Origin of the sequence: Bacteroides sp. BFG-606, assembly GCF_024788145.1 — a bacterium.
GTDB classification, from domain to species: Bacteria; Bacteroidota; Bacteroidia; order Bacteroidales; family Bacteroidaceae; genus Bacteroides; species Bacteroides vicugnae.
The window spans coordinates 5829055-5844492 of record NZ_JANUIL010000001.1; the positions used below are offsets into that span (position 1 = coordinate 5829055).

Sequence of the window (15438 nt, forward strand, 5' to 3'; positions counted from 1 at the left end):
AAAAGTTACTTGTACATAATCAATGCAGACTGTCCGGGAATAATTACTTCCGGTCCGGTCTGCGTACCTAATCCACGCACATCTATCACGCCATCTTTGCATACCACTGTATATTTACCAACAGGCACTTCCAAACGCGCAGGAGTCATACGGGAATTAAAAGCTACGATAATATCTTCCCAACTATCCCCGTTCGCATGATCCTTCAGGCGGAATGCAATCAGGTTTTGTCCCTCCACCGGAAGAAACTCCAGATGCTTCCGAACCTTTTCCGCATCTCCCATACGGAAAGCGGGATGGGACTTACGCAGATCTATGAGTCGCTTATAATACATGAAAACATCTCCGTTCGTCGTTTTACGTCGCCAATCGATAGCATTGACTGCATCCGGACTCTTATAACTATTGTCCACTCCTTGTTTATCGCGCATCACTTCTTCTCCTGCATAGATAAAAGGAATACCTTGCGAAGTGAAGACTACCGTCTGCGCAAGCTTATCAAGTCGAACCAGTTGCTCGGGAGTAGCTCCCGGCATACTTGCTTTCAAGCGATCAACAAGGCACAAACCGTCATGGCAGGAAACGTAGCTAATCATCTGGGTAGGCTGCTCCGCCCACGGTTTCTGACTATAATTAACAGAATCACACCGTACTTGCGGATGCTCAATAGCACCCACAATACCGAATTTAACACTCATTTCTGCTCCCGGAACTCCGGCGAGGAAAGCCCCTTTCTCCTTTTTCCACACAGGTCCGCAAAGCCCGTCACGCAATTCATCCGAGAATACGGCAATTCCCGGCATGTGGGAAACATTCCCTTTCATTGCCAACGAATCTGCCGGATATTGGGGAGTGTCGGCTGCCCAACCTTCTCCATAAATACAAATGGTAGGATCAACCTTGTTCGCCGCTTTCCGGATCTCATTCATGGTTTCAATATCATGCACCCCCATCAAGTCAAAACGGAAACCGTCAATATGATATTCTTTTATCCAGTAAAGAACGGACTCTATCATGAACTTGCGCATCATAGGGCGTTCGCTTGCCGTCTCATTACCGCATCCGGAACCATTTGCCAATGTCCCGTCTTCTTTCTGACGATAAAAATAACCGGGAACAGTACGTTCAAAGTTACTTTCAACGGTATTAAAAGTATGATTGTAAACCATATCCATTATCACACGAACACCAGCTCTATGTAATGCTTGTACCATCTGTTTGAACTCTTTCACACGAGTGGCAGGTTGATAAGGATCAGTTGAATAAGAGCCATCCGGCACATTATAATTCGCCGGATCATATCCCCAGTTATAGTGGTTTTCTTCCAGTTTTGTTTCGTCGATAGAAGCATAGTCAGAGGAAGGAAGAAGATGTACATGTGTCACACCCAGTTCTATCAAGTGATCGATACCGGTCAGTAACCGATCCGAATTCATGGTCCCGTGTTCAGTCAATGCGAGGTATTTACCTTTATTCTTAATTCCCGAAGTAGAATCAACCGAGAAGTCACGATGATGCATTTCATAGATAATCATATCAGCAGGAGATTTCAGAGAAGGACGCCTGTCACTCTCCCATCCCTCGGGATTTGTAGTCTTCCAGTCAATAATGGCGGCACGTTTCCCATTCACTCCGACAGCATGGGCGTTGATTCCCGGCGTGTCTCCCTGCCATTTATCGTTAATTTTTACATTGAAAGTATAGAATTTACCAAGCAGGTTCTTGTCTACTGAAGTTGTCCAGGTTTCATCTTCTGTGGGTTCCATCTTTACTGTTTCATAAGCATGTCCGCCTTCACCGGCATCATATAGCATCAGGCGTACTTCTTCTGCAGTTGGTGACCAAAGATAGAATTTGGTTGCCAACGGCGTATATTCCATTTCCATAAGACTTCCCGTACGAACCGGATACAGCTCAAAAGAAGCATATTCCTTTTTCGCAGGGGAGCAGCTCATTACTGTTGTCACTGTAGTCACCCCTAATATTGCTAAATAATTACTTCCCATCTTCATTTAAACCTCCCCTAGATATTTCCTTTATATCTATCCCTATAATCAGTCGCTTTACTTCACCTTATCCGGATTCTTCGCTATAAAATCCTTCCAGCTATTATAACCTTTTTCCATTGCCGGGCGTCCCATTTGCAGGAAATGACAATAGGCTGCCGCCAATCCGTCTGTTGCATCCATAAAAGTAGGCATATCCTCTTTGGGAAAGCGCAACATCCGCTGCAACATATCCGCTACCTGTTCTTTTGATGCCTGCCCGTTTCCGGTGATAGCCATCTTTATCTTCAAAGGAGCATATTCCGTAATCGGAATGTCCCGGCTCAACGCCACTGCCATCGCTACCCCCTGTGCACGGCCCAACTTCAACATCGATTGTACATTTTTACCGAAGAAAGGCGCTTCAATAGCCAGCTCATCAGGCAGATAACTTTCAATAATACTCAATACCCGTTCATGGATATGGCGAAGTTTCAGATAGTGGTTGGCAAATTTACGCAAGTCGATAATCCCCATCGCAATCATTTCAGGCTTGGTTCCTTTCACTCTTAGAACACCGTATCCCATGATTGTCGTACCGGGGTCAATCCCCAGGATTATCTTTTCTTTTACCGGTTGAATCACTCTATCACCTCCATCAGGGTCGGAAACCCGATCACTTTATCTTTAAATATTTTTGCCAGTTCATCATTCAAACGTACTCCCTGTTCCAAATGCCAACGATGCAGCAACCCGCTGCTTTCCACCTCCCATTGCAAAGAATACGCACTTCCTTCTTCCCGATGACTCAATATCCGGCAAATGCGCGGTGCTTTTAAAGCACCGTGTTTCTGTACTTCAGGGATATAGCTTTCTTTTATCCAAATCATGAAATTGTCGTGAACGTCATCGTCCACTTGAAAAGTTGTATTATAAATCAGCATATCTTAATTTCATACTATTATTTACCGCAAACATAGCAATTATTTCAGAATAATGCATTATATTTGCGGCAACAAAAAAAGATTCGTTTACAAACGTTATCATATAAGATAGAAAAGGGGCGTTAGCTCATCTGGCTAGAGCGCGACACTGGCAGTGTCGAGGTGATCGGTTCGAGTCCGATACGCTCCACAAACATCGCAGAAGGGTTCTAAAACAGAACTCTTTTTTCTTTTTTATAACTATTCCATCCCTCTATTCCCTTCAAAAGAAAAACTCATAGAAAAAAACGCCTAAATCTCCCATGTTTCCGGCCTTACAGCTGCATTTCCGACTGAACATCTACACTTTCAAAAAGATATCGAATACCTACAAATAGGTATTTCAATGACGTTTTATCATAAAAACATAAACAAGAAGTATTATATCTTAAGATTTTTATGTTATTTTGCATTGCGTAATTCTATTATAAAAATGAATCATTTAACGGATAAAGAATTAGTAAGTCTATTCAGCACGGATAAGGAGAAGGCTTTCAACCTTTTCTTTCAGCGTTACTATATCCGTTTATGTATGTATGCAGTACAGATTACAGATGACTTTTCCGAATCCGAAGATATCGTTCAAAGTTTTTTTATTTCATTCTGGGAAAAAAAGCTCTATAAAACCATTACTGACAATCTGAAAGGATATGCCTATCTCTGTATTCGCAATGCATCACTGAAATTCATTGAAAAACGAGAAAAGATAGACTCCAGCGATATTCTTCTAAACGAAGAAGAATACCTATATATATGTGAAAGCCTTGAAGAGAATGAACGTGAACAAAAAGAAAAGGAGTTGGAAAAAGCTTTAGCAGCATTGCCCGAACAAGAAAAGAAAGCACTCTATGGTGTCGTTATTGAAAACAAAAGCTATAAAGCAGTAGCTAGCGAACTGCATATCAGCGTCAATACATTAAAGACTTATCTTGCCAGAGCGATGAAGAAACTGCGTAAAAACGAGAAATTACTTCTAGTATCTTTATTCTTGATAAACCTATCATAAATCTTCCAAGAAAAAAAGTCTCTCGTTTTTGACACCCATTTTACACAATTCCGGATCATATAATAAAACGAGAGAAAAGATGAATCAAGAAGATCATAATAAAACGGAGAAAAATCTGATTACTTTGCTCAACTGGTACCGGTTGAAACGGGTAAATGAATTTGCGGCACAATGCGATGAAGCACAAGCATGGGAATCAATCCAGCAACGCATCCGCCACCGTAAACGGATACGAATGTACACCTATTGGAGCAGCACTGCCGCTGCCTGCCTGTTAATAGCAGCTTTCAGTTTTTACACACTCACAGAATATGACCAATCTCTATTTGCACACAGAGGGGAACAGAAAGCAACCCTGTTTGTAAATAACGGAGAATCTTACGACCTGCTGTCGCAAGATAAATCCATATTTAATGCAAACGGCATGCAAGTTGCTCAAAATACAGAAAAAGAATTAAGATACGACACTCAAACGAGTATACAAAAGAATGCAGGAAAGCATATTTTAAATGTACCCAGAGGAGGAGAATATAAACTCGTGCTTTCAGACGGTACACGTGTACACGCCAATGCCGAAAGCCGCCTTACTTATCCCGTTTCTTTTACCGGTAATAAAAGAGAAGTCTACCTCACAGGAGAAGCTCTCTTTGAAGTTGCCAAAGATACGCTCCATCCTTTCATTGTACATACCCCGTACGGTATAGTAGAAGTAGTAGGAACACGGTTTAATGTCAATACTTACGAGAAGAATCAAACTACCGTAACCTTGGAAGAAGGAGCCGTAAAAGTATACTGCGAGGAAAAGAAAGGGACAGAACAAAAATCTCTTTCACCCGGTGAGCAAGCTGTCATACAATCAAAAACAATTAATACACAAACAGTTCAGGTACAGGAATATACTTCCTGGGCAAACGGTATATACGAATATACCGATACGTCACTGGAAACTATTGTACAACAACTTTCGCGCTGGTATAACGTCAACATAACCTTTACCGACCCGCAATTGCGTGAACGAAAGTTTGCAGGAGTCATCTTCCGCGACCAACCATTACAAAAAGCAGTAGATATATTATCCAAAGTTTCTAATGTACACTTCAGACAGAAGGGAAATGTTATTGAGATAACAGAGAACCGTCCCCAATATTAAACAGGAAAAAGCGTTGTTCAAATATGAAAAAATATCTTTTAATCCGGATGATGCAAACAGTAGCCATTATCCTGTTTGCCGCCAATGTATCGGCACAAAACCAAAATGTGGTCATATCAGTACGGAATATCCCGGTACGTACTGCACTGACCCAGATTCGGCAAGCTGCCAATGTACATTTTGTCTATGAAGAGAAGAATATTAATGGCCAACAGACTGTAACACTCAATTATCCGCAAGGGACATCATTGAGCACTTTACTCAACAACCTTTGCAAGCAAATAGGACTGACGTACGAAATCAATGAATCCGTTATTCTACTCTATCCTGCTCAAAAGCAAACCACCACTCATGACATCCATATCCTGTTATTGGAAAGGGGAAACAAACAGCCGCTACCAATGGCAACCTGCGTTCTTAATCCGCTAGGAGCTTATGCCGCAACCGACATGGAGGGAAAGGCTGTACTAAAAAATGTCCCCACAGGAAAATACATATTAAATATTTCGTATGTAGGCTTCGAGACTGTGCAACGGGAAATCAACGTTGAACAAAACCTGGATCTGACGATCCGCATGTCTCCCACTTCGCTAGCTTTGAAAGAGGTAGTAGTGGTAGCAAAACAAAATGCGGCCGGAGAATCTACCAGCTCCATTATAGGCAGACAAGCGATAGACCATTTACAGGCTATGAGCCTTGATGATGTGATGCAACTCATACCGGGGCACTTAATGAAAAATACAGATCTGACATCCCGTTCCAATGTACAGCTCCGTACTCTTGTTAACAATAACACCAATGCCTTCGGTTCGAGTATCATAATGGACGGAGTTCCCATGTCCAACAATGGTACACTATCGCAAGGAGGATTTTCAAGTACCGCATTTGTCGGAACAGACTTACGCCAAATTAGTGCGGACGATATTGAATCCGTAGAAATAATCCGTGGTATTCCTTCTGCCGAATACGGTGATTTAACCTCCGGACTTGTAGTTGTTCATTCCAAAATCGGACAAACTCCCTGGCAGATCAAGGGAAAGATAAATCCCGGAACAATGAATTACTCGCTCGGTAAAGGATTGCGTTTAAACAAAGATGCCGGTATCCTGAATTTCAATCTCGACTATGCACAAGCATGGGGAGATCCACGCCAGAAAACAAAGTCATTCGACCGTTACACCTTTAGCTTGGGATACAGCAAAGATTTTTCACGTATCTGGCATACAGACACAAAGGTACGTTACATGATGGGCAAAGACTGGAATGGAAAAGACCCGGATGCCATCGACGACGGCACTTTTCAAAAGAATCGCAACCAGCTGTTCTCACTAAGCCATAATGGCAAACTATCAATTAATAAACCATTCTCACGTACTGTTAATTACACATTAGGTGTCAGCTATACTCAAACAGAGATGGAAAAGAGCGCCATTGTTGCCAATTCGTCCGGGTTGCTACCGATACTTACTGCCACAGAAACAGGGTATTATAATGTGCCTTTCGAGCAAAGCTCATATCAGGCAAGCGGAGGTTCCCTTAGCCGTCCCGGAAATGTATATGCCAAAGTCAGCAACACGTTCTTCGTAAAATCAAAGAAAACATATCAGAACTTCAAAATGGGAGTGGAATACCACTACGACTGGAATAATGCCCGCGGATATTATAATGATGACGACCGTTACCCATTGCAACCCAACAGTAACGGACGTCCCCGTCCTTTCTCCGATATTCCGAGCATCCATCAGATGGCCGCTTACATAGAAGATAACTTCCGTTGGGATATATCAGAAAACAGATTTCTGAAAATACAGTTAGGCGGACGTTTCACCACCTTACAGCCGTGGGCGGATGAAGCAACCTTTTCTTTCTCTCCCCGTGTAAATGCTTCGTTCTCCGTCAACAAATGGCTGAATATCCGTGGAGGATTCGGACTCAACTCAAAAACTCCCGGTTTAGATTATCTCTATCCCGACAAAAAGTACATCGACCGTGTAGCTGCCAATTATATGCCTCAAGACGACAAAGTCGGACAAATATTGATGTACCACACCCAAGTGTACAACGTGCAACGAACTAAAGGATTGAAGAATGCGACCAATCGCAAATGGGAGGCAGGGTTCGACATAAAGTTATCGGACAAGCATAAATTAAGCCTCATCGGTTATCATGATAAAACCGCTAACGGATTCGGATCGGCCACAGAATATTTTACGTATACAGCCAACTATTATTCTGCGGAAAAAGGACTGATTATCACTCCTGGACAAGCTACAAAAATAGATTGGGATAATCCAGAACGCACGGACCTTGTACTCAGTACGACCGGTAAAATAGGAAACACGAATGTCTCTATCAATAAAGGGATAGAAATGGACTTTGACTTCGGCGAGATTCCGGCACTGCACACTTCATTCTATCTGTCAGGAGCATATATGGAATCCAAGACCTACTCTACAGACATCAACAGTAGCAATCCTACCGATCTACCTACTGAATATCAGGTAACCAATACCATTCCATTCAAAATTGTATATCCATCCGGGCTAAACTATAGCACTTACCGCCGCTTTACGAACACTCTGCGGATTGTGACCAATATCCCGGCACTGCGTATGGTAGCTTCGTTCTCAACACAAGCCATCTGGTACAATTATTCCAAGAGCAACAATCCTCCGATGGACCCTATCGGATGGATAGACACAGACCTCTCTTATCATGAAATAACAGCAGATATGCTGGCAGATGAGAACTACAAAATAAAAGGAGTATCATTGAAAAGCCAACGCAAGAATCCTAAAGACAATGTGCCAAGCAAAGCCCCTATTACATGGTTAATGGCGGGACGCCTCACCAAGGAGCTGGGCAATATAGGCGGCATTTCATTCTATGCCAACAACATACTCTTTTACGAACCTTTTCTCAAAAACTCTACCTCCAACACGCTAGTACAGCGTAATACAGGTAATTTCAGTTTTGGTGTCGAATTATTCTTTAATTTATAAATCACAATATGAATAGAACAATTTCTTTTATTACAAAAATGATGTTTGCGGCTGTCACAGTTATCATGGCTGCATGTTCCTCTGACGACAATGCCACACAAGCATTGACCGTACAAGTGAAAGTATCCATGCCCGAAGGATTCAAGTCCGACATTCTATATACAGGGCACACTGTTACAATGGGTAAATACACCGCCATTACAAACGAAAAAGGTATAGCCACTTTCGAAGGAGTGATTCCCGATTTGTATGACATCTCTACTTCCTGCGAAATCACTGCAGAAGAATATGAAGAAATGACAGGCAACGATCCGCAAAATGAAAATTATGTGATTTCCGGCAGTCTATTGAAATATACTGTCGGTTCGTCAGCAACCATCGAACTTCAAACAAGTATTTCTGCCAAACAATCAATTGTTATCAGCAAAGTTTACTATGCAGGAACCAAAGACAACAATAATAAAAATTATCTGGCAGGTAAGTACATTGAGTTCTTTAATAACTCGGACCAAACCGTTGATATAGCCGGACTTTATTTCGGACTGGTAGAGTCGGAAAGTACTCCTGCATATACGCTTGGCTCCACACCGGAATATATTTACCTAAAGCAGATTTACCGTTTCCCATCTAATGTAGTCGCAGAAGTTGCACCGGGAGCCTCGATAATCGTTGCCAATAGCGCCATCGACCACACAGGAAATAATGAAGTAGATTTATCCAAAGCCGACTTTGAGGCTAAAGATACGCAGGGGAAAACAACCAACAATCCTGCAACCCCGGCTGTGGAACTGATATATACAACATTTCCCACAATCAGTAATATGAACCTGGTACAAGGTGGCCCCTGTTCTGTTGTATTATTCAGTACAGATGAAGATGTGACCTCATGGGAAACTGTATACGTTGACGGCAAGGATAAAGGAAGCAAGTTTGTCAAAACCCCTGTAAAATACATAATGGATGGTGTAGAATGTTTGAAAAACAAAAGTACGGGAGTAGATAAAAACACTAAACGTCTTTACAACTATATTGATGCAGGCTATCAATACACGGAGGCTACCACCGGATATACCGGAGAAGTAGTTTACCGCAAAACAGCCAAGACAGAAAACGGGCGCACCATTCTTGCTGATACCAATAACAGCAGTAACGATTTTGCCGTATCAAGTGAAATCAAACCGAAGGAATACAAATAATAGAAAACAAAAGAGACTGTGCCCCAAGAACATATAACCTTCCGGTACAGTCTCTTCAACTACTTCACGAAATAATTAAACCAATTCAGAAATGATGATGAACCATCGATATATACTCTTTACCGGTCTGATGGTAACTGCACTGTACATACATGCCCAAGATATCGAATTACAGACAAAAGAAAAATACGAGTACGCCGATGCTACCCAGTTATGGAGACGTACCCTGAATCCTGCCGGGCTCTCTTTGGATACGCTGACCAACCGGGGAATCAGTTATTTCGAATTCTCTCATCAGCAAGGCACACACTATCGGGTTCAGGACGGTGATGAGCAAAACAAATTATTGTTCACTTCAGAACGATACCAAAAAATTGGGAAATTTCTCTACGGATACGGGCGTTTTACCTTTGACATGGGACGGCAATTCAACCGTTCATGGAGCGACGTATTGCGTAGCCACCACTCCAATCCTTACTTTTCAGGAAGCTCCATCAAAGGAAAGTACGACTTCCAGAACTTCGACCTCTCGGCAGCGTTAGCCACTCTGCCTATCAAAAACTTCACTTTCGGCGCACGACTGGATTATAAAGTAGGAGATCTTTCCCGACTAAAAGACCCCCGTTCACGCACCAATCTGGCAGACTATCAACTGACTCCTGCCGTCACCTACACGTGGAACAAACACTCGCTGGGTCTTAGCGGTTATTACCATCGCAGAAAAGAAAAAATCCCCAACATCACCACCGTACAAACCGATCCGAACCTCAAATACTACACCTTTACCGGAATGGAAAATGCTGATGGTACCACTGGTGGTTACTCCGGTTTTGAACGTGAATTCGTCAACCATGAATTTGGCGGTGAATTGTCTTATCAATATAAGAACGAACGGATTCAAACGCTTACCACCCTTTCATACGCCAAAGGCAACGAAGACGTATGGGGAGACATCAAATATTCACCGGGAAAATATCACACTACCACCTACAACCTGCTTTCTATGAACCGGATCAAATCCGGACGCACAGAACACATCATCGACATTTCCATTAACTATCAGACAGGAAAAGCCGACGAATACCGTCAGGAAAAAATAATAGAAAAAGATCCGGTAACAGGTATCGAATCCTCCTACTGGAACACACTTCTCACGTATGACGAACGTTACACCGTCGATTTACTCAATGCCAATCTGCACTACCGCCTGTTGTGGAGTAATCATCACACCGGAGAAGCCACAGCCTACGCAGGCGCACGCGCCTATTTCCAATCGGTAGAAGATCAATACAATCTTCCGTCTTCATCACTTACAGTCCGCCAGGCAACTATCTGCATGGAAGGCGGATATTCATTCCTGCGCAAAAACAACCGTTCATTATGGATAGAAGCAGAAGCCGGATATCACATCTCGCTATCATCGGACCTGTCACTCAACGATCCGTCCACAGAATACGCCCAAAGTGTGCTTTTACCCGACATAACCTATTATGGAGCATCGTATGCGCACGGAAAATTGCAAATACAATATCAAATGCCTGTAACTATAAAAAAACACACCAACGTGTGGTTCGTCAAAGCCACAGGAGCATATCTGAAGACCGACAAGAAAACCGATTCCAAAATGTTCGGAATAAGTCTCGGACTGTACCATTAACCTTCCTCACCCCACAAAAAACAACCAGATAATTTACACCAATCATGATGAGAATTGCCAATAACAAACTTCGGTTGCTACTCCTGCTGCTCTTTCCCACCCTCCTTTGGGGTAACTCTGCCCCCATGTTTCACATCCGGCAAAACGCCAAAGGATGTTTGGTAGAAATACCCAAACGATTGATAAACCGGGATTTCCTGTTAGCAGCCCGTGTGATGACCGTCAGTTCTCCCAATAATAAAGTCAAACTTTATGCAGGCCAGCGACTTTATGATCCGGTATGGATACGTTTCAAATATGACAAAGAACAGTTATATCTGTTACGTCCCGACTCCAAAAACTTATGTGAGGACACAACTCATCTTTCATATCCGGCTTATGCGCGCAATGCCATCACTCCCATAGCGGAATCCTGGAAAATAGAACAGGAGACAGACAGCTCGATTGTTGTAAACTGGAGCAAATTTCTTAGTGAGCCCATAGAAAGTGTAGACCCTTTTGGAGGGAAAACGTCACCAGGACGTTCCCTGCCCCAACTCAATAAAATACTTCAGGTAGACGTCCACGAAAAGAACCTGGAAGTCAGCGTACAGTATGGTTTTGAAGGAACCACCCAGCCTTTCCTCACTACGATACGGAAATCGCTGTTACTACTGCCTGAGCAACCCATGCAACCACGTATACACGATGCCCGGGTAGGATATGACAATATCCCTAAACGGAAATTCGACTTCGATACTTCCTCAATCGCAGCGGAAAACTACATCACCCGCTTCCGGATTGTCCCCTCTCCTAAAGATGTACGCAGTTATTTGCAAGGCAAACAAGTGAAGCCTCAACAACCCATCGTTTTTTATATAGACGATGCCTTCCCTCCTCTTTGGAAAAAAGCCATACGCAAAGGAATACTGGATTGGAACAAAGCATTCGAAGAGATTGGTTTTAAAGAAGTTATGCAAGCAAAGACATACGCCGAAGCCGGACCGGAGTTCGATCCGAACGATATACGTTTCAACTGTTTCCGATATGTAGTCAGCGATTTCCCGAACGCAATGGGGAAACACTGGGTAGACCCGCGTTCAGGAGAAATTCTGCAAGCAGATGTGTTGTTTCACAGTAATGTCATAGCCCTGCTACGCAAATGGTATTTCCTGCAAACATCAGCCTACCATCCTGCGGCACGCACGAAAACACTACCGGATGACATAACGGCACAATTAATCCGTTACGCCGCCGCCCATGAGATAGGCCACTGCCTCGGACTGGAACATAATTTCAAAGCCTCGTATGCCTATAATACAGAAGACCTGCGCCGTCCGGAATTTACAGAACGTTACGGCACCACCCCGTCCATCATGGATTATGCCCGGTTCAATTATGTCGCCCAACCGGGAGACGGCGTCCGTTACGTATTACCTCCCCTGTTGGGAGTGTACGACCGATACGCCATCCGTATCGGATACGCCTATCTCTCCCGCGAGAACACCCGAACTGTAGCCGGATGGATAGATGAAAAACAAAACGACCCCATGTATCATTGCGGACGCATAGCACCGAGCACCATCCCCACTGATCCTACCGTTCAAACCTCCGATCTCGGCAACGACCCTGTCGCATCGGCAACCTACGGAATCCGCAACCTTCAACAAATATTGACGCAATTGCCGGAATGGAACAAAAAACGTCTGACAGATAACCCGTTTGAGGAGATGCCCGCCACCTATACCGATTTGCAGCAAGCCTATTTCGACCATCTGGAACGTGTGATTCCTTTTATTGGTTTCTCCGATGAAGTATCCGGAAAAGCTGTCGAATTTCTTTGGAAAGAACTGCTTGGCGGATACGACTTCCTACGGACGGATGCCGTATGCAAATATGCCGGCAACCCAACCGAAGCCATCATAAAAGCACAAAAGACAATTATTGAAAAGATGTTTGGCAGAATCATTGCCGAACGAATCTCTTCGAACGAAACACCAGCAGGATTTACCTACGCCCATTATCTGGAAGTCTCTGCCAACTATCTTTTTACGGACAAGACACCGGACATATTCACACGACATTTGCAGGAAAGCTATCTCCAGACCTTGCAATCATTGCTAACAGAAGCACGTACCTCCTCTTTCAGTGTACTCTTCTCCCCGACGGTCAGCGAGCATCTTACCCGCATCCGCGAACAGTTAACAACTAATCCTTCTACCTGGAATAATTATTTAAAAAACAAAATACAATGAAGCTAACTACCATTATTTCCGCCTTCTACCTCCTCTGCCTGTTGTGCATACAACCCGTGCATGCCGATGGAGGCTTCTGGCTACCTACTCAAATACAAGGAAAAGTACATCAGGCAATGAAAAAACAGGGATTGCGTCTTAGTGAAAAAGACATTTACGACATCAACCAGTCGTGCTTGTCGAATGCTATCCTTTCATTAAGTTATGACAACAGTACATTTTCTCCCTCTGCCAGTGCCTCTTTCATCTCCGGTGAAGGACTGGTATTGACCAACTTCCACTGTGTCGCACGTTATCTCGAACATATCTCCGATGCAAACCACGATTACGTGAAGCATGGCTGCTGGGCTACCCAACGCAGCGAAGAGACTTATCTTCCGAATTTACAGGTCAATCAATTAATCACTATCAAAGACGTAACGACGGAAATCACACAAGATACCGGGAATCTTACCGATCAGGCACTTACCCAAAAGATCAACGAGAACGGGAATAAAATTGTCAAATCCCAAGCCAAAGGTCGCGGTGTAGAAGGAAAAATCTACTCCTTATTTGGTGGCAGACAATACATCCTAGCTGTCTTCCGCAGCTTCAAGGATGTGCGTATCGTAGCCGCTCCCCCCATCTCGATAGGGAAATTCGGAGGCGACACAGACAACTGGCAATGGCCCCGTTACTCCGCCGATTTCGCCATCTTGCGCGTTTATGCCAACGATAAAAACCAACCGGCAGCCTACAACAAGCAGAACCGCCCCTATCAACCCGACGCTCATTTGTCTATCTCTACCAAAGGAGTGAAACCCGATGATTTTGTGATGGTTGCCGGATATCCTGCACAAACAAGGCAATATGTCCCTTCGTTCGCCCTTGAGAAAATTGTATTCAAAGACACGCAAGCAGAAGCAGATATTGCCAAAATCAAGCTCGACTTCTACACACAACGTAAAGAAACGGCTGCCGACTCGCTTTATTCCTACTATAACATTAAGGCCGGAAGCGCTGCTAATGTCTATCTAAAATCAATTGGTGAGATCAGTGGTGTGAAAGAATCCGGCATCATTGCCCGGAAACAGCAGGAGGAACAGGCGATGACAGAATGGATTCTGTCTGATGACACCCGTACGCAACGCTACGGGGCAACATTGCTCGATGATATGAAAGCAAACTACGAACGTCTTACCCAACTGAACTTCACAGACCAGATGTTTCGCGAAGTCGCACTTTACGGTACCAACGTCATCCCTTTTGCCGGAAAATTTGAAAAACTGGTGCAAATGGAACAAAGAAAAGGCAAAAATGTAAAGACTGCCATGAAAGGAGAAATCCGCAAACTGAAACCGCTTACCGTAGCATTCTATCGTGATTTCAGACCTGAAGACGACAAATATATCATGAAAAAGATGTTGGCTTATTATCTGGATCACGTAGATTCTATTTTCTACTCCACAGCATTGAAAAAGGTAGAAAAGCATTACCCTCAACATCTTTCTGCCTATATAGACAGCCTGTACGATCATTCCCCCTTGCGTAATCAGGAAAGTATGCTCGCACTTCTGGACAGTGTACCGACACAAGGAACAGCTGCACTGTCACAAGATGGGCTGTATCAGTTGTCACTCGGTTTCTATCTGGTGTATGTAGAAAAAATAAACCGTTTGAAACAAGCGTATCAGAATAAAAACATGAAACTCTACTCCTTGTATCTGCAAGCATACGCTGAAAAGAACAAGGGGACACAAATTGCATTTGACGCTAACCGCACCCTGCGTTATTCTACGGGAAAAGTAAAGGCAGCCGTTCCCAGCGAAGGAGTCATCTATACTCCATTTACAACTGTTGACGGAATGCTCAGCCGTCATCGCCTTTATGCCGGAAACAAGGACTTCAATCTGCCGGCACGTTTCGTCAAACTCATCGAACAACGCCAACCCAGTAACTACTTTAACCAGAAAGTGACACCCACCTGTTGTTTCCTGACAGATGCACATACCACTTCGGGTAGTTCGGGCAGTCCGGTATTGAATGCCAAAGGAGAAGTGGTGGGTATCAACTTCGACCGTATCTGGCAGGGACTTAGTTCCGATTACGAAACTGCAGGCAATGAGAAAAGCCGTAACATCGCAGTAGATATCCGCTATGTATTATGGACTTTGGAGCAATACTCACATTCCCAATACATATTAAACGAATTGGACATTCACTAACTTAGTAAATTCTATATAAAA

10 protein-coding genes and 1 tRNA gene are annotated in these 15438 nt (G+C 43.6%); 8 read left to right on the forward strand and 3 right to left on the reverse strand.

Going from position 1 to position 15438, the window contains the following annotated elements; all coding sequences use genetic code 11:
• Positions 1–5: 5 nt before the first annotated feature.
• The 3 genes from pulA to NXV01_RS22550 are packed head-to-tail and all read right to left on the reverse strand — an operon-like array spanning position 6 to position 2929.
• Positions 6–2012, reverse strand: coding sequence for a type I pullulanase (pulA, locus tag NXV01_RS22540; RefSeq protein ID WP_195649538.1), 2007 nt, complete (start codon positions 2010–2012; stop codon positions 6–8).
• 51 nt (positions 2013–2063) lie between these two features.
• Positions 2064–2630 carry a crossover junction endodeoxyribonuclease RuvC gene (gene ruvC, locus NXV01_RS22545; protein ID WP_195649539.1) on the reverse strand — a complete coding sequence of 189 codons (567 nt, stop codon included), beginning with the start codon at positions 2628–2630 and terminating at the stop codon, positions 2064–2066.
• Positions 2627–2929, reverse strand: a complete 303-nt coding sequence (locus NXV01_RS22550) for a DUF4286 family protein (protein WP_004304386.1) — start codon at positions 2927–2929, stop codon at positions 2627–2629. Before NXV01_RS22550 ends, ruvC begins: the two co-directional genes overlap by 4 nt.
• Positions 2930–3045: 116 nt before the next feature.
• Between NXV01_RS22550 and NXV01_RS22555 the strand changes: the two genes are divergently transcribed.
• The 8 genes from NXV01_RS22555 (at position 3046) to NXV01_RS22590 (ending at position 15417) form a co-directional block, all read left to right on the forward strand.
• A tRNA-Ala gene (locus tag NXV01_RS22555) sits at positions 3046–3119 on the forward strand.
• A gap of 282 nt (positions 3120–3401) precedes the next feature.
• The gene (locus NXV01_RS22560; RefSeq protein ID WP_122137782.1) at positions 3402–3974 is read left to right on the forward strand and encodes a sigma-70 family RNA polymerase sigma factor; all 573 of its coding nucleotides are present in this window, start codon (positions 3402–3404) and stop codon (positions 3972–3974) included.
• A gap of 79 nt (positions 3975–4053) precedes the next feature.
• Positions 4054–5124 (forward strand): FecR family protein, encoded by a 1071-nt coding sequence (locus tag NXV01_RS22565; protein ID WP_195649540.1) that lies wholly within the window; start codon positions 4054–4056, stop codon positions 5122–5124.
• Positions 5125–5147: 23 nt separating this feature from the next.
• On the forward strand, positions 5148–8126 hold the full coding sequence (locus NXV01_RS22570; RefSeq protein WP_259023259.1) for a TonB-dependent receptor: 2979 nt from the start codon (positions 5148–5150) through the stop codon (positions 8124–8126).
• An 8-nt stretch (positions 8127–8134) separates the two neighbouring features.
• A complete protein-coding gene (locus NXV01_RS22575; RefSeq protein WP_195649541.1) occupies positions 8135–9322 on the forward strand; it encodes a DUF4876 domain-containing protein in 1188 nt (395 codons plus the stop codon).
• Between the two features lie 91 nt (positions 9323–9413).
• On the forward strand, positions 9414–10979 hold the full coding sequence (locus NXV01_RS22580; protein WP_258981402.1) for a DUF6850 family outer membrane beta-barrel protein: 1566 nt from the start codon (positions 9414–9416) through the stop codon (positions 10977–10979).
• A 44-nt stretch (positions 10980–11023) separates the two neighbouring features.
• Positions 11024–13213 (forward strand): zinc-dependent metalloprotease, encoded by a 2190-nt coding sequence (locus tag NXV01_RS22585; RefSeq protein WP_195649543.1) that lies wholly within the window; start codon positions 11024–11026, stop codon positions 13211–13213.
• Entirely contained in the window at positions 13210–15417 is a 2208-nt protein-coding gene (locus tag NXV01_RS22590) for a S46 family peptidase (protein ID WP_195649544.1), read from the forward strand. Before NXV01_RS22585 ends, NXV01_RS22590 begins: the two co-directional genes overlap by 4 nt.
• Positions 15418–15438: the final 21 nt, after the last annotated feature.

Excerpts from the sequence above, each read along its gene's own strand:
- pulA (WP_195649538.1), bottom strand. The coding sequence starts at position 2,012 with ATGAAGATGGGAAGTAATTATTTAGCAATATTAGGGGTGACTACAGTG.
- NXV01_RS22550 (WP_004304386.1), bottom strand. The coding sequence starts at position 2,929 with ATGCTGATTTATAATACAACTTTTCAAGTGGACGATGACGTTCACGAC.
- NXV01_RS22560 (WP_122137782.1), top strand. The coding sequence starts at position 3,402 with ATGAATCATTTAACGGATAAAGAATTAGTAAGTCTATTCAGCACGGAT.
- NXV01_RS22565 (WP_195649540.1), top strand. The coding sequence starts at position 4,054 with ATGAATCAAGAAGATCATAATAAAACGGAGAAAAATCTGATTACTTTG.
- NXV01_RS22570 (WP_259023259.1), top strand. The coding sequence starts at position 5,148 with ATGAAAAAATATCTTTTAATCCGGATGATGCAAACAGTAGCCATTATC.
- NXV01_RS22575 (WP_195649541.1), top strand. The coding sequence starts at position 8,135 with ATGAATAGAACAATTTCTTTTATTACAAAAATGATGTTTGCGGCTGTC.
- NXV01_RS22580 (WP_258981402.1), top strand. The coding sequence starts at position 9,414 with ATGATGATGAACCATCGATATATACTCTTTACCGGTCTGATGGTAACT.
- NXV01_RS22585 (WP_195649543.1), top strand. The coding sequence starts at position 11,024 with ATGATGAGAATTGCCAATAACAAACTTCGGTTGCTACTCCTGCTGCTC.
- NXV01_RS22590 (WP_195649544.1), top strand. The coding sequence starts at position 13,210 with ATGAAGCTAACTACCATTATTTCCGCCTTCTACCTCCTCTGCCTGTTG.